This window comes from Adhaeribacter swui (assembly GCF_014217805.1).
Taxonomy (GTDB): domain Bacteria; phylum Bacteroidota; class Bacteroidia; order Cytophagales; family Hymenobacteraceae; genus Adhaeribacter; species Adhaeribacter swui.
This window is the reverse complement of the sequence record NZ_CP055156.1, coordinates 3711225-3727270: the sequence shown is the minus strand read 5'-3', so window position 1 is coordinate 3727270 and position 16046 is coordinate 3711225. Positions and strand designations below refer to the sequence as shown.

Below are 16046 nucleotides of genomic sequence, written 5' to 3'. Positions count from 1 at the left end.
CGTTTCACCTAAATTTTTAAATTTTCCCTATTCCAGCAAAGCCCTTTTTTGTGAGATACTTCCGGATAATAAACAAAAAAAGCCCTCCGGTGCGCCAGAGGACTTTCTGATGATAAATTATAGATTCTAAAATTTAAAATTTTTAAAAATTTAAATTTCTCAGTGACCTTATTTCTCTTCTGGCGTAATCGCAAAGCCGAGTTGCTCTAAATCCTGCCAAAACCGGGGATACGATTTTTTAACTACCGCGGGTTCATCTATGGTAATGGGCGTTAACAAGGCTACTGGCGCCAAAGCCATAGCCATGCGGTGATCTTCGTAAGTATGAAAAACAGGGTTGTTGGTAATTGAAGTAGCTGGTTTTACCCGAAATAAACCTTCGCCTAAATCTTCCAGGTCGCCGCCAATTTTTTGAAGTTCTTGCTGCAAAGCGGCAATTCGGTCGGTTTCTTTAATCCGTAAGCTTTCTAAGCCGGTCATTTCTACGGCTACGTTTTTAACCGCCGCTACTACCGCTACCGTTTGCGCCAGATCTGGGCAATCGGTAAAATCAAAGCTAAAAATTTCGGCGGTATCGGTTTTGGTAAGCACAACTTCGTCAGCAACATAGGTAGTGCGCACCCCTAAATGCTCCATAATGGTAGCAATAACACTATCCCCCTGAAATGAGGTGGAACGCAATCCTTTCAGTTCCACGGTAGCTTCTTTAGCAAGCGCAACCATACTGTACCAGTAACTGGCGCCCGACCAGTCCGATTCAATGGTATACTGATTGGATTGGTATTTTTGTGGCGGTACAGTAATAGTGGTGCCGGCAAAAGTACCTTCTACCCCAAAATGTTTCATTAAAGACAAAGTCATTTGGATGTAAGGCCGCGAACCCACTTTTCCTTGGAGTTCAATGGTTAAGCCTTGCGGAAACAAAGGCGCCACCATAAGTAAAGCCGATATATACTGGCTGCTGATATCGCCGCGAACTTGCAGGGTGGCAGGGTATTCTTTGGTCCGGTCGATGCCTTTAAATTGCAAAGGAGGATAACCTTCTTGTCCCAGGTAATCAATTTGAGCACCTAACTGCCGCAGTGCCTCCACCAAAATCCCGATGGGCCGCTGCAACATGCGGGGCGTGCCGGTAATTACTTTGTGCTGGTTGGTTACCGCCAGGTAAGCCGTCATAAAACGCATTACGGTACCTGCATCCTCGGCGTTTAGCTCATCGGCCGTCGATTGCAGCAAGTTAGTGATTACCTTGGTGTCGTTTGCTTCAGATAAATTGTCGAGCGTGGAAGTAGCGCCGGATAATGCATTTATAATCTGGGCCCGGTTACTTTCGCTTTTAGAAGCAGGCAACAACACCGTGCCCCGTAAAATTCCAGTAGGGTGAGAAAGAGTAATAGCAGAAGAAATCATAAAGAATGGTAATATTTTAAAGCAAGTTCTATTTCGGCTAAAGTAATGGGTTGGTCATAAACCGCTTCGCCGATCTGGGCCAGTAAAGTACAATTAATAGTAGAACCCGTATTTTTTTTATCCTGTAAAGCTAAGCGGGCAATGGCCGCGTATTCATTTGGCTCAACAGTAACTTTTTCGTAAACCGAGAAAAGGAACGTTTCTATTTTAGAAAGATCAGCTTGAGATAACAAGCCTTTCTGCACTGATAAGTAACTTTCGCAGAGCATACCCACCGCAATGGCTTCGCCGTGAAGCAACCTGCGACCGGGTTGATTTAATAAATATGTTTCCAGCGCGTGGCCAATGGTGTGACCAAAATTTAAAATTTTGCGCAGACCGTTTTCTTTGGGATCGGCGGCAACTACCCGGGCTTTTACGGCCACCGAATCGGTGATTAATTTGGTCCAGTTCTCGGTCATTAAGCCAATGTAGCGCTGTTCTTCAAACGAGGCCGCATCCGCAATGAGCCAATGTTTAATTATTTCGGCGTAACCCGATTTTACTTCCCGGCTCGACAAAGTTTTTAAAAATTCCGGGTAAATAAATACCTTTAATGGCTCCTGAAAAACGCCTAGATGGTTCTTTAAACCGTTAAAATCCACGCCGGTTTTGCCGCCCACGCTGGCATCAACCTGCGACAGTAAAGTGGTAGGCACTTGCACAAAGTAAATACCGCGTTTAAAAACGCCAGCGCAAAATCCGCCTAAATCGCCAATAACGCCCCCACCCACGTTTACCAACACCGACCAACGACTTGCCTGCATATCGGTTAACTTTTGCCACACCTGCTCGCAGGTAGCCAGGGTTTTATTTTCCTCCCCACTTTTTATGGTAATAAGCGTATGCTCGGGCAGGTACGGCCGCAATAAATTGTAACAATTTGCCTGGGTGTTTTCATCCACCAATACCGCTACTTTATCGAAGGCGCGATTTTTTAAAAATTCTTGTATTTGCTCGGGGGCATCTAAGCCGATGTGTATATTTTCTGACAAAACAATAATCTTCTAAAATTAACGGCCTAAAAATAGGTATTAAATTTAACCTTTACGGCGTTATAAAGTAAAACTTTATACAGAAAGCAGTTTACCTGATTTCTATTGAAAGAACCTAACCTGAACCTGCATTTTAAAACTACTAATACCAAAGCACTTAACTTTTTTAAGTAATTACCAGTTAAGAAAACAGAAGCCCCACCCGATCATTAAACTAAATTTGTAAACCGAAACCGGGGACTAAAACCCAGATACTTTAACTTATTTTGCATGACAACCGAAAGCAAGCTTTCATTTGACGATACCGCTGTGGCCTTTGCCACCAAATCTGACGCCGAATTATTGAAAATGTACACTTTGTTTGCTACCATGAACAACAATTTTCTGGTAAAAAAAGGCGGCAACTTGGTTCAAAAAGCGTTTAAATGGGGGCTACCCGTAAAGTTTTTAATTAAACCCACCATATTTCAGCATTTCTGCGGAGGCGAAAATTTACTCGAGTGCAACCAGGCCATTCAGAGTTTAGGAAAAGCCAATATCGGCACCATCCTGGACTATTCCGTAGAAGGCGAAAACGACGAAAACAGCTTCGATCGTACTACCAAAGAAATCTTGGCTACCATCGAAAAAGCCAACACATCCAAGCACATTCCTTTTTCGGTTTTTAAAGTGAGTGGGATTGCCGATAGCCGCATTTTAGAAAAAGTACAAGCGGGCCAAACCCTGAGCCCGCAGGAAGAAAAAGCGTACGCCCGCGCCCGCGCCCGCATGGAAACCTTGTGCCAGCGCGCGCACCAATACGGCGTTGCGATATTTGTAGATGCCGAAGAAAGCTGGTTTCAGGAAGTAATTGATACACTGACTTACGACATGATGGCCAAGTACAACCAGGAAAAAGCTATTGTATACAATACCTACCAACTCTACCGCCACGACCGCCTGGAAGTGTTGCAGCGCGATTACCAGAACGCCGTAGAAAAAAATTATTTCCTGGGAGCGAAACTGGTGCGGGGCGCTTATATGGAAAAAGAAGCCCGCCGGGCGGCAGAAAGAGGCTATGAAAATCCGATTAACCCCACCAAAGAAGCCTCCGATGCTTTATTTAACGAAGCTTTAACTTTTTGCGTGGAGCACCTGGACCGGATTGCCATTTGCGCGGGTACGCACAACGAAGCAAGTTCCTATCTGCTGGTAGATTTGATGGCAAAACACGGCATTGCCCCCAATGATAAGCGTATTTACTTTGCTCAATTATACGGCATGAGCGACAACTTATCGTACAATCTGGCCCACGCGGGTTACAATGTTGCCAAATATGTACCTTATGGTCCGGTAGAGGCCGTTATCCCGTATTTACTACGCCGCGCCGAAGAAAATACCGCCATTGCCGGCCAAAGCAGCCGCGAATTTAACCTGATAAAAAAAGAAATGCAGCGGCGAAAAGCGGTGAAGTAAAATTTTTAAAAATTTGCTTTATATACCAGATAAATTCCGGTTAAGCCCCAACCTGGTGCAGCTAGAAAGCTTAGCCGAATTAATTTTTATTTAATTAAAACCATCCTATTACCGGGCTGAACGCAATAAACCATTCTAAAATTTATTATAATTTAAACAACATTAGCACATCCTTGTTTACCTATATTTTTCTATTCTATTTAGCCTGATTGCAGTGGTGTTAAGTTTAGGTAAATATTGCAACTTATTAAATTGCAAATCGTTTAGCCATAAACAAATTCAGGCTATCTGGCAGTACATAAATCAGATTGCCTGAGTATAGTTCTAAACTCTAAATGTGACTAAACTATGGAAAACACAACAGGCAACATGAACCAGAATAGTAGCGGTTTTAATAACCCTAATAATTCTAATAATCCTTTCAGCACTTCCAATACCGATTATAATACTTCCGGTAATTCTAATAACATGAGTGGTTCTTCTATGAGCGGTTCCACTATAGGTAGTTCTTCTAACGTAGGCAGTTCATCCAGTGGTTCTACTTTTGGCCACACCAATTCCGATGGAAGCCGTCGCATCATGACGGGTATGTTCCGGGACCGGGAAAGTGCCGAAAGGGCGTATTCTTCGCTGCAAAGCCGCGGATACAGCCGGGACGATGTAAACTTAGTAATGTCGGACGAAACCCGCAAGAGACATTTCGGGGATCATACTCCGGATTCTGATTTAGGCGACAAAGCTTTAGAAGGAGCCGGAGCCGGATCAGCCATTGGCGGTACATTAGGAGCAATTGTAGGGGCGGTAGCCGCCATTGGTACCTCGGTTGCTTTACCTGGCTTAGGTTTAGTAGTAGCGGGCCCGTTAGCAGCCGGTCTGGCAGGTGCGGGAGCGGGTGGTTTAACCGGTGGTTTATTGGGCGCCTTAGTAGGTTCCGGCATTCCCGAAGACCGAGCTAAAGAATATGAATCCGGCGTAAAAGAAGGTGGTATTGTGATGGGCGTTCATCCGCGTAATGACGAAGATGCCCAACTCCTGGAAAATGAATGGCGAAACAGTCACGGCGAAAGCATTTACCGCTAATTTTTAAAAATTTTCATACCTGCACAAAAAAGCCTTACCAACATGGTAAGGCTTTTTTATTAGAAAAAAGAATAACGTAATTACAAATGTTTAAGAAGCCAGTGAGAAACGAAGCGGCAAAGTAAACCTGACGGGTACCGGTTGCCCGTTCTGGCGTCCCGGTTGCCAAGGTTTCATGCTCTGAATTACCCGGATTGCTTCATTGGCGGTTCCCCCGCCAACATCTTTAATTACCTTTATGTCCGAAATTTCGCCGGTTTTACCCACTACGAAAGTAACTACTACGGTACCTTCCAAACCTAAGCGCTGGGCTTCGGCGGGGTAGCGTAAAGTGCGGCGGATATAATCATACATCTGCTTCATTCCGCCCGGAAACTCCGGCATTTTTTCTACAAATTCGCGTACCTCGTTGGTATTGTCGCCAGCTAAGCTGCCTTCAGCCCCGGTAGCCGCCTCGCTCGGAACCAGCATTTCGGTCTTAGAATCACCCAGTGCATCTTCCAGGCCTGGCTCGGCCGCAGTAAAATCGGTTTGGTTGGGTGTAGCCTCTTTTACCGGCTCCTGGTCCGGAACAATGCGCAAATTAACAAACCGTTTTGTTGGAGTAGAAGGCACAACCTTAGTTACAGGTTTAGTGGTTGGTTGTTCCACTACCTTTTCTTTGGTTTGTGGCAAAACAACATCCGTTATAATAACTTTTCTTTCCAAAGGCTCACTAATCTTCGACTCAGGCTGAAAGGCAATGCCCAGGCGGGCAGCTGCTAAAATAATACCTACCGCCGCAAACATGTAGGTGGTAGCTCGTTTTATATGTTGCGGGTAAGCTTTTCTTAAAGCATAAGCGCCGTAAGCCTGGTGGCGGCCTTCAAAAATAATATCATCCAGCGAATACTCCGGTGTGGTTAGGGTTTTCATAAAAGTTTTAAATTAAAGATAGCAGGCAATAAATTTTAAAATTTTCCGGGTTGTTTATCTGGCTTCAGTGTTTGGGTGGCGCACCTCCTTTCGTTTTGGTTTATAGCTTTAGGATGTGCATACTGGTAAATTTCCATAGAAAAATAAATTTTTTCTTTTCCGGATTTTGCCCGTATTTAAGACCACTGGAAGGCCGTAAACCAAAAAATCTATGCTATTCCGTAAATCAACATCGGGTTCGCAGCTGAAAGACGAAGAACTAATTCGGCTTTACCAGCAAACCAAAGACAGTAATTACGTGGGCGAATTGTACCGGCGCTATACGCACCTGGTGTATGGTGTGTGCCTGAAATATTTAAAAGATCCGGAAGAAAGCAAAGACGCGGTAATGCAGATTTTTGAGCAGCTTTTGGGAGTTTTAAAAAAACAGGAAGTTACGCATTTTAACAACTGGCTGCACGTACTTACCCGCAACCACTGTTTAATGCAGCTACGTGCCGTTAAAACCAAAGACGAAAAAGTAAAAGCTTTGTCGCGCAATGGCCTGCTCACCGAAGCTGCCCCCGACGAAGAATTTCCGGAAATGTTACTGGAAGCGAAAATCGAAAAACTGGAACAAGGCTTAGCGCAAATTCCGGCCGAACAACGCCAATGCGTGGAGCTTTTTTACCTACACCGCAAATCTTATAAAGAAATTGCCGACATCACTGGCTTTGACTTGAACAAGATTAAAAGTTATATTCAGAATGGGAAAAGAAATTTAAAAATTTACCTCGACCGCCATCATGATTAATTCCCAGCCCTCTCCCCGCACCGAACCTATTGGTAAGCATTTATCCCAGGAAAAGCTGTTTCAATTCTTATCCGATGAGGTTTCGCCCGCCGAAAAGCAGGAACTGGAATTGCACCTCCAGACTTGCCCGCTGTGCCGCGAAGCTTTGGAAGGATTTGCCGAAACCGACCATTTAAAGTCGCAGGCTGATTTATTAGAGTTAAACCATTTACTTAAAAAAAGAACCAGCCGCCGCAAACCCAACACTCTGGTAAACGACATTAAAACCTGGGGAATAGCCACGGCCATTGTTTTTCTGCTTTTAATATCGGCGGCTATCGTCTGGAATGTGGTGCACACCAGCAAACCTGCACCGGCGAATAATTCAGCGCCAACGGGCCCTGGGGTAACCTTATATGCCCGCCCGGTAAAAGGCTACGATCATTTAAACCAATATTTACGCCAGGCGCAAGCCCAGGCAACCAGCAATGCCGGAAAAACCACCTTTCAAAAGGGCAAAGTAATTTTGAGCTTTACCGTAAACCCCGATAGTAGCCTGAGCCATTTTAACGTGCTAAAAAGCTTGGGAAAAGAAACCGACAATCTGGCCATTGAAATAGTAAAAAAAGGCCCAGGTTGGCAGCCAGGCAGCAAACAAGGCCAAATAGTAGCGCAAAAAGTTACCTTGCCGGTTATATTTAAATAAACCAAAAACTAAAAATTAATGCGCAATGTTATAAAATAAATAAAGCAGATTAAATAGTTTCCGAACAATATTTTCTGCAACTTGTTTCGTTTAAAATGAGCGGTTTAGTGCTGTATTTTAAATTTTTGATATTTGGTTAAATTAAAATTTAAAAAATACGTTAACTAGCTATTTTACTGAGCAATATTACTTTTTAAAAAGCTCACCTAATTTTAGAAACTATCGTACAAAATCAGTACTGCCAGACTCACAACGGGCACTACTTTTGATGAATACCCAGTATAACTTTACCTAATATGTTTAAATTGAAAACTAAATTTCTTGCTTATGCTGCTGTACTGCTATTAGTGGTGGTATTGGCTTCTTATAAATTTAATCATTCTAAAGTTGCCCTAGATGCTACTGTCGACAAGAATGCCGTGTTGATGAAGGTATTAATGCAAGGCCTTTCGTCGGCCCACTTTCACCCAAAAAAAATAGACGACAATTTTTCGAAGGAAGTATATAAAACTTACCTGGAGCGGCTGGCATTTAATAAAAAATTTTTAACGCAGGCCGATATTGCCCAACTTAAAAAATTTGAAACTGATATTGATGATGAAGTAAAAAAAGGTTCGTATGAGTTCTTCGAATTTGCTACTAATCTTTTCCAGACCCGGGTAAAAGAAACCGAAGGTTTGTACAAAGAAATCCTGGCGAAACCTTTTGATTTTACCGTAGCGGAAACCGTAGAAACCGACGTAGATAAATTAGAATATCCCGCCGATAAAGCCGCTTTAAAAGAAGCCTGGCGCAAATACCTGAAATATCAAACTATGTTGCAATTATCAGATTTAATTGATATTCAGGAAAAAGCCAAAGAAAACAAAGATTCCAAAGTGGTACAAAAATCCATGGCGGAACTGGAAGCTGAAGCCCGTAAAAAAGTAGTAAAAACTTACGAAGATTTTTACCGCCGCTTAGGCCAGACTGATAAAGAAGAATGGATGGCTATTTACGTAAACTCCATTACTAACCTTTACGACCCACATACCGAGTATTTTCCACCTAAAGACAAAGAGCAGTTTGATATATCTATGACTGGTCGTTTGGAAGGAATTGGCGCTCAGTTGCAGGAAAAAGATGGCCAGATTAAGATTATGGAAATTGTGCCCGGTACCCCCTCCTACCGCCAGGGCGAATTAAAAGCCGGCGACATTATTTTAAAAGTGGCGCAAGGCCGGCAGGAACCTGTGAACGTGGAAGGTATGCGCATTGATAAAGCCATCCAGTTAATCCGGGGTAAAAAAGGTACCGAAGTACGTTTAACTGTAAAAAAACCTGATGCTACCATTAAAGTTATTCCGCTTATTCGCGATGTAATTATTATTGAAGATACTTATGCCCAGTCGGCTTTAATTCAGGACAAGCGCAAAGTGGGTTACATTAAGCTACCTACTTTCTACGCTGACTTTGCCCGCAAGGGTGGCCGCAACAGTGGCGAAGACGTGAAAAACGAAATCGCAAAGTTAAAACAAGAAGGTGCTACCGGCATTATTCTGGATTTACGCAACAACGGCGGTGGTTCTTTACCGGATGCCGTAGAAATGACCGGTTTGTTTATCCCGGAAGGCCCGGTAGTGCAGGTAGAATCCAGCGGAGCAGCTCCTAACGTGCTGCGCGACCGCGATGCCACTACCCAATTTGATGGTCCGGTAGTAGTAATGGTAAATTCTTTCAGTGCTTCGGCTTCCGAAATTTTAGCCGCTGCGCTGCAAGACTATAAACGCGCTATTATTGTGGGTTCTTCGTCTACTTACGGCAAAGGTACCGTACAACAAGTATTTGATTTCGACCAGGTTTTGCCATCGGAGTATAATGCTTTAAAACCATTTGGCTCGTTAAAATTAACTACCCAGAAGTTTTACCGCATTAATGGGGGCGCTACCCAGTTAAAAGGCGTAACTCCAGACATTATTCTGCCAGACTTATATACCTATATTGAGCAAGGCGAAAAAGAACAGGAACACGCTTTACCTTGGGACGAAATTAAACCCGCTGACTATAAAACATGGTCGAAACCGACTTTAAACGTAGAACGCATTAAGGCTAACAGCAAACAACGGATTGCCAACAACGAGTTGTTTAATGCCATTACCAACCAGGCAAAAAGCTTTAAAGCCCGGGCTGATATGTCGAATTATTCTTTAAAATTGGCGGATTACCGCGCCATGCAGAAAAAAGCCAAAGAAGAATCGAGCAAATACGAAACACTGCAAAAAAGCGCTCCGGCCATTAACGTTACTGCTTTAAAAGCCGATTTAGCTACCGCTAAATCCGACACCGTAAAAATTAACCGGATGAACCGTTTTGCTAAATCCCTGAATAAAGATATTTATCTGGAAGAAGCCTTAAACGTAGTGAAAGATCAGTTCAGCGAATAAACTTTCTAGTTAAATATAAAAGAAGAAGGCCGGTAAATTTTACCGGCCTTCTTCTTTTATTGGTATGCAAATAGTACGTACCAATGAGCAACACAAGAGTTCATTCTAAAATTTTTAATTATTACGCAGCCTTGATCTTTGTACTTCTTGTTTTAAAACAAAGCTCTAACGTTCTAACCAATAACTTACCTAAAAACTTTGTTAGTTGGATTGTACTTCTAGGTGGTGGATAATTTCTTTAAGGAAAAGCCAGGAATAAACTTGTTTACATTGCCACTGTATTAAAAATAAAATTTAAGCGGGTGAATGAATAAGAAAGAATAAAAACTAAGTCTCGGATTAAATTTACCGGTAAGTTGATTCTGCTACACTTTATCAAAATTTAAAAATTTTAAAAATTTAAAATCAACAGCCCGCGTGTTTGCGGGCTGTTGATTTTCTTTTTGATTAAATAATATTAGCAGTTTAGCTGCTACTTCAATCCTACCTATCGTACTATTTTAAGCCATTGGTGCAGGGTATTGCTTTGCACGCGCAAATAATACATACCTGTTTTTTGCATCAACGTCGAAAAGTTAAAATACAATTGGTTAGTTGGCTGAAGCAACACAAGCTTGTCTTGTTTTAAAGAAGCACCCGTAGCAGCAATCAGCTCAAAAGTTACCTCCCCTGAAACAGCATACGGGAGGGTAACAGTCAATTCTCCATTATTACTCGGATTCGGGTACACTTGGATTGTTGCCTCATCTTCAACGGGTAATTTTAGCGCTGTACTTGTTCGGGCACCTTGAGCCGCCACACTGAAATTTATGGTAAGCGGGGTACCGGCAGTACCGCCACTTGCTGCAGCATAAGGAGTTGCTTTTAAAGTATAACTACCGGCCGCCGGGCTCCAATTATTATAATCGCCATTGGTGTCGCCGAATAGGGCGTAGGGAGCAACGGTTTCCGTAACATTCCGGGTTTGTTTGCCACTTAAATTAAATACCACTCTACCTACCGTAGCCAGGCTAGTATTAACCCTAATAGAAATATTTTTAAAAATAGAACTGTTTATTACTTCTCCTGACTTCATCTCGCGAATAGGCTGGTCGGTAGTAGCGTTAATCAAAGTAAAACTTACCACCTTAGGACTGGTACTTGGTGCCGGGTTAACCGTTATTTTTACCTGATCCGCCGCACTATTGGCCCCTAAATTATCGGTAACTACTAAGTTAAAAGTATAAGTACCCGCTACTAAACCGCTAACCGAAGGGTTAGCCACGGTTTTACTACTAAAATTAGCCGTATTTGGTCCGCTTGCTTGGCTCCAGGAGTAACCGGCAATAGTGCCATCTGTATCCTTGCCGGAACCAGCCAGTACCACACTTGCCTGGGGCAAAGTTATCGTTTGATCCGGACCAGCATTTGCCGTAGGAGCCACATTAGGATTTTGGGTACCTTCACCGGTTAATCCAATTACAACCGGCGACACTCCGTTGCTGTACGATACATGTAGCTGCGCTACTTTAGTACCCAAAGCCTTAGGCTTAAACGTTACCGCAATAACCGTAGTGGAATTAGCTGCTAAAGTTATAGCCTTCGTAAAATTATGCGCAAACTCCGTACTGTTCGTGCCGGTTAGACTTACCGCAGTAATCTGCTGGCTGGCAGCACTGGTATTAGTAAGTGTTATATTCTGCGCCGTGGAAGTGGTTCCGGCCTGCTGACTAAAGAAATGCAACGAGGTCGGATTAGCAACAAGGGGTACACTGGCCGGAGCCGGAGTAATCTCAATCGCCGAAATTTTAGGTTGATCTACAATTACCGAAAAGTCAATATTGAGCGTACCATCTGTTACTACTACATCAAACGTTTTAATTAAAGCTTTCATAGCTCCAGCTTCGGCATAAATATCAAAGTTGGGCAGTTCTACAGGACCACCTTCTAAATTTACACTGAAAAGTCGTTTACCTTTACCGGCAGCTCCACCACTCGTTGCGCCCCAGTATATTTCCGCAAAATGCAGATTTACCCGGTAAGTGCCATTGGTTACCGGAAAAGCGTAGCCAAATGGGGTAGCAGAACTACGTTCCGTTTTATAAAGCTGGTCAGAGGCAGTGTTGGTTATATCGGCAATTTTGGTGTTGGTGTAAATTTTACCCCCATTAAAGTACGCATCTGCCGCCCAGTATTTATTTTCCAGGGTAAGTGCCGGGCCACCGGTATTCATAAAATACGTTGATGCCGTAGCTATGCTCCCGGCCTGCCCGCTTAAAGCAATGGTAGTTGTGCTCCCGTTACCCGAATGCTGGATGGTTAAATTACCGGCCTTAGTACCGGCGGTAGTTGGGTTAAAAGTAACATTTATGGAAGCGCTTTGCCCGGCCGGAATCACAAACGGTAAAGAATAAGGCGCACTAAAACTAAATGCCGCATCGCCGGACTTGGTAACTGCCGTAATAACAATTGCCTGATTTGAACCTGTGTTTGAAATAACCAAAGTTTTACTGGTGCCGGAATTCGTAGCTACCTGACCAAAATCTAAATTAGCCGGTACACTCAACGAACTTTGAGTTAAAGTAACTCCAGTAGGTGTGGTTGCATTTGCCGGGAAATAAGCTTCGTGTGAGGTAAGCAAAGGGCTGCCGCCTTGGTTGCCGGCACCGGTAACAATATAAATACCATTGTTATTTTCAATAGCTTGCGTGCCGTGCCGGCCTTGTTTTAAATCGGCTAAACGGCGCCAGGTATTATTGTTCACATCCAGCGCTTCGGTTTCTTTATGCCCAGTTGGCAGTTGGCTTTCTCCCCCAATTACCAGTAATTCATTGCCTAAAGCTACCGTGCCGGCACCAGCCCGCGGCGTAGGTATATTGCTACTAGCTGGTAAAGTAGACCAGGTTTCGGTATGAAAATCATATACGTCTACCTCCGGCACCGTTAGCGCAAAGGTTTGGCCTGTGCTTGCCGACGAGCGACGGCCACCAGTTACATAGAGTTTTGTACCTATTACCACCGCATGAAAATGGTCGCGGGCCCGAGGCGCATTTGGTAAGGTTTTCCAGGTATTAGTAGCTGGATCGTATTCATCAAACCAATTTACCCAACCGTTCCAATGGCCATCCAGAATACCGCTTACTATATAAATTTTGTTGTTATAAACTGCTACCCCCGCCGAACCACGTCGTCTGGCTTGTGGAATCGTTGGCCCGTTAACCCACTTATCAGTAACTGGATTATAAATGTAGATTTGATTTACTGGCGTTTCGCGTGGGTAACTACCCGTAAATGCCCCCACCACGTAAATCAATCCGTTTAAAGTTACTGCCTGAAAATGGTGCAGTTCCGCTGGTATGTTGGCTTTATTGGTCCAGGTTTTGGCCACAGGGTCGTACACCTGCACGGCTTTAATGCCGCGGCCACCCATTAAATAAAATTTATTTCCGGCTTGTACATAAGCATTTTCTTCGCGACCAATAATGGTACCCGAGCTAGCTGCTAAAGTTTGCCAGGTACCAACGGCTGCTGCCTGATCAGAAGTAACATGAATAAAATCCCAGGTTGCCGTAAATGGAGTGGCATTCCGGGAAGTGGCAATAATGCCAACGGCTACGGCGGGAGCACCTTGTAAAGCAGTTAATAAGGAACCGCTTACCTGAATGGGGGCACCTAAATTAATAGTGGGCGCACCATCGCGGGAGTATTTTGGCTGCACCTGGCCGGTAACTGGATTTACCGATAAAAACAAATCTAAAGTAGAAGCCGGCATACCGTCCGTTAAAGTAAATTGCGATGTTACCGGAACTCCGGCATTCTCATAAACTACCTCCAAATTGCTCTGCCCATCGTTGGCGTGAAGCACAATTTTTAAAAAATTATCCTGGTCGCCGGTACCAATATATAATCCCTGAGATTGGTTTCCCTGTGGATTATTATTAAAAAAATTACCTAATATCCGGCCATGCACAGTAAAAGGCCCGGTACCGGAAGATACGTTTATACCAAATTGGAAGGCGTTTTCCTGATTATTCAGGCTTTCTATTGCATCGCCCGAGGAAACATCAACTATCGAGAATGCGCCTACTGCGCCTCCGGCTATTAAATTATCTTCCTGAAAAACTTTTAAATAGTCATTGTCGGCCTTCTGGTTAGTCATTAAACCCGTAAATCCTAACCCGAAAAAGCCAGTACCCGGGTAATTATTAAATAAATCGTATTTAATAGGTAAAGAAGTATTTAAACCATTGGCTGCATCTAATACAAAATAATCTACAGCATCCGCTATTTGATCATTATCATCATCCGCATCATTTAAATCCGAAATTTTATCATTATCAAAATCAGCAGGTTTACTACTGGCCGAACAGGGATTGGTTTTATTGTCTATTTCATCAGCATTGGAGTAGCCGTCGCCGTCCTCATCTAACGAAGTGCTGTACTGCCCCGTGCAGGAAGTATAATCTGCGGGTTCAAAAATAGTAATAGCATTGGCCCCGTACGTAGCCGCCCACACCGATCCCGGGAAAATATCGGTATCGCCTTGAGCAATGATGTCTAAAGGTTGAGCACCGAAATTAGAAGCAAAAGGCGTATCCTGGTTAAGGCGTTTGTTGCCTTTGCTATTTAAAACTCCGTCACCGGCACTATTTAAGTTAATTCTGTAAATATTACCATTGTAGCAAGCGGCGAGCAAGTTGCCTTTTAAAGTATTATTAAAATTTGAGGCCGTGTATTCTGTTAAGCCATTGGTAGAAGTAGGAAAAGTTAGCAACGATTGATCTGCTTCACCGGGGCTTTGGTAATCACCTTCAATGGGGTGCGCTAAACTTACCGGCACGGGCGGCCAATCGGCGGGTAAAGGATTGTTCCCGGTTTTACTTGTCCTGAACACACCCGTAGATCCTTCGCGGGTGTATAATCCTGCTCCGCTGGGGTTTGCCCTAATTGGATTAGGGTGTCCCGCATAGTAACTACCGGCAACGTAGTTATCCAGATTACCGATGTAGTGAAAGCCATCCAGATTATTTACCTGCGGATCATTTATTCCCGGTCCGCTGGAACCAGGCTCACCTACCACATAATTATTCGTAACGGTGCCTTTTGAACCTTCGTTGGCCGGGCCACCGCCCCAACCCTGGTTTGGGCCATTATCTACGGTGTACATGCGGCGGGCTTTGCCGGGTGTTTTGGTAATTACTAAATCATACGCATTCCGGTACCCGGTAGAATGAATGGTTACTGGTCCACCTATTACAATTTTAGCTTGGTTCAACCCATCGTTGCCCCCAAAAGGATCGCCTACGTCGCTGCCATCGGCATTATTACTGCGGGTAGGATCATCCACCGTAGGAAGGTCATACTTATATTTGGTATTACCGCTGCCTTTTACCGGCAAGGCTTCTATTTTGGTTAAATCAATGGCTACTATAGCCGCTGATAACGCGTATTCACAGATATAGGCAAAGTTAGCCGATGGGGCACCGGCATTTGTAAACCCTCCAATGGTTAAGTAAAGAGTATTGGTTTGCGCATCCAACTGCATGCCGTTGGTCGAATGATTTTCTTCGGAACGCGGAAAGCCACGGACCAAGTCTACTTTATCCCAGCCGGAAGTGGTTTTGGTAAGCTTAGAAAGAATTCCAGAGTTGGTGTCCAGGTTTAAATCCCCGGAAGGCCCACCAATGCGGCTATCACTGGAAGTAACGTAAAGTACCGGATTGCTGGCGGTTCCGGCAAGCAACAGCGAAGTGATTTGCCGGGTAGTTACTCCGGTATTTACAGCGCCATTATCGTTATGATTGGGTATTTGATTAATTAAGTTGATGTTTTCGGTAGCAGTTACATTATAATTATTGGCGCTGATCCGGTTTATAGTAAGTACTTTAATTAATCCGTTTTGTTGAGCAACGTACAAACGGTTATCCGGCCCAAATTGTAAGGAAGTAGGATTGGTTAAATTAGCACCTTTTAGACTGCTGGTATTAAAATTAAAGTTCTGCCCAAACACAGGCACAGACTTAGATAAAAGGATTAGTAAGAGTAAAGTAAAAGGCATAAAACTCTTGCTAACCAAACGGATAAGGTATGGTATTTTCATAATAACCTGAAAAGTGGAGGTAAAGATTTAGTAGGTGGTGGTTATCTAAAGGGCTTAGATATAGGATATTGAAAAACTGCTTCTATAAGAAAATGGAAGAGAGGTTAAGGAAGATTTTTTAAAAATTAATAAAAAAGAGCTACCAATTGGTAGCTCTTTTTAAATTTCACTT

At 43.5% G+C, this 16046-nt stretch carries 9 protein-coding genes; 5 read left to right on the top strand and 4 right to left on the bottom strand.

Annotated features, from left to right (window positions below; all coding sequences use genetic code 11):
- Positions 1-168 precede the first annotated feature (168 nt).
- Entirely contained in the window at positions 169-1410 is a 1242-nt protein-coding gene (aroA, locus tag HUW51_RS15580) for a 3-phosphoshikimate 1-carboxyvinyltransferase (protein WP_185270557.1), read from the bottom strand.
- Positions 1407-2444 carry a 3-dehydroquinate synthase gene (gene aroB / locus HUW51_RS15575; protein WP_185270556.1) on the bottom strand — a complete coding sequence of 346 codons (1038 nt, stop codon included), beginning with the start codon at positions 2442-2444 and terminating at the stop codon, positions 1407-1409. The genes aroA and aroB overlap by 4 nt, the downstream gene beginning before the upstream one ends.
- A 270-nt stretch (positions 2445-2714) precedes the next feature.
- Here aroB and HUW51_RS15570 point away from each other — a divergent pair, with 270 nt between their 5' ends.
- Together HUW51_RS15570 and HUW51_RS15565 are read left to right on the top strand one after the other, a co-directional pair.
- Positions 2715-3899 (top strand): proline dehydrogenase family protein, encoded by a 1185-nt coding sequence (locus HUW51_RS15570; protein WP_185270555.1) that lies wholly within the window; start codon positions 2715-2717, stop codon positions 3897-3899.
- Positions 3900-4247: 348 nt separating this feature from the next.
- Entirely contained in the window at positions 4248-4979 is a 732-nt protein-coding gene (locus tag HUW51_RS15565) for a hypothetical protein (RefSeq protein WP_394353937.1), read from the top strand.
- A 90-nt stretch (positions 4980-5069) separates the two neighbouring features.
- On the opposite strand, the gene HUW51_RS15560 is transcribed toward HUW51_RS15565, so the two are convergent.
- Positions 5070-5894 (bottom strand): TonB family protein, encoded by an 825-nt coding sequence (locus HUW51_RS15560; protein ID WP_185270554.1) that lies wholly within the window; start codon positions 5892-5894, stop codon positions 5070-5072.
- A 211-nt stretch (positions 5895-6105) separates the two neighbouring features.
- Between HUW51_RS15560 and HUW51_RS15555 the strand changes: the two genes are divergently transcribed.
- The 3 genes from HUW51_RS15555 (at position 6106) to HUW51_RS15545 (ending at position 9795) form a co-directional block, all read left to right on the top strand.
- A complete protein-coding gene (locus HUW51_RS15555) occupies positions 6106-6687 on the top strand; it encodes an RNA polymerase sigma factor (protein ID WP_185270553.1) in 582 nt (193 codons plus the stop codon).
- Positions 6680-7372: an energy transducer TonB gene (locus tag HUW51_RS15550; RefSeq protein WP_185270552.1), complete on the top strand. Its 693-nt coding sequence runs from the start codon at positions 6680-6682 to the stop codon at positions 7370-7372. The genes HUW51_RS15555 and HUW51_RS15550 overlap by 8 nt, the downstream gene beginning before the upstream one ends.
- Before the next feature lie 296 nt (positions 7373-7668).
- Positions 7669-9795 carry a carboxy terminal-processing peptidase gene (locus HUW51_RS15545; RefSeq protein ID WP_185270551.1) on the top strand — a complete coding sequence of 709 codons (2127 nt, stop codon included), beginning with the start codon at positions 7669-7671 and terminating at the stop codon, positions 9793-9795.
- Positions 9796-10282: 487 nt separating this feature from the next.
- On the opposite strand, the gene HUW51_RS15540 is transcribed toward HUW51_RS15545, so the two are convergent.
- A complete protein-coding gene (locus HUW51_RS15540) occupies positions 10283-15874 on the bottom strand; it encodes a Kelch repeat-containing protein (RefSeq protein WP_185270550.1) in 5592 nt (1863 codons plus the stop codon).
- Positions 15875-16046: the final 172 nt, after the last annotated feature.

Bases quoted from the DNA above. Each gene is read 5' to 3' on its own strand.
- HUW51_RS15555 (WP_185270553.1), top strand. From the start codon at position 6,106: ATGCTATTCCGTAAATCAACATCGGGTTCGCAGCTGAAAGACGAAGAA.
- HUW51_RS15550 (WP_185270552.1), top strand. From the start codon at position 6,680: ATGATTAATTCCCAGCCCTCTCCCCGCACCGAACCTATTGGTAAGCAT.
- HUW51_RS15545 (WP_185270551.1), top strand. From the start codon at position 7,669: ATGTTTAAATTGAAAACTAAATTTCTTGCTTATGCTGCTGTACTGCTA.
- HUW51_RS15565 (WP_394353937.1), top strand. From the start codon at position 4,248: ATGGAAAACACAACAGGCAACATGAACCAGAATAGTAGCGGTTTTAAT.
- HUW51_RS15560 (WP_185270554.1), bottom strand. From the start codon at position 5,894: ATGAAAACCCTAACCACACCGGAGTATTCGCTGGATGATATTATTTTT.
- HUW51_RS15540 (WP_185270550.1), bottom strand. From the start codon at position 15,874: ATGAAAATACCATACCTTATCCGTTTGGTTAGCAAGAGTTTTATGCCT.
- aroA (WP_185270557.1), bottom strand. From the start codon at position 1,410: ATGATTTCTTCTGCTATTACTCTTTCTCACCCTACTGGAATTTTACGG.
- HUW51_RS15570 (WP_185270555.1), top strand. From the start codon at position 2,715: ATGACAACCGAAAGCAAGCTTTCATTTGACGATACCGCTGTGGCCTTT.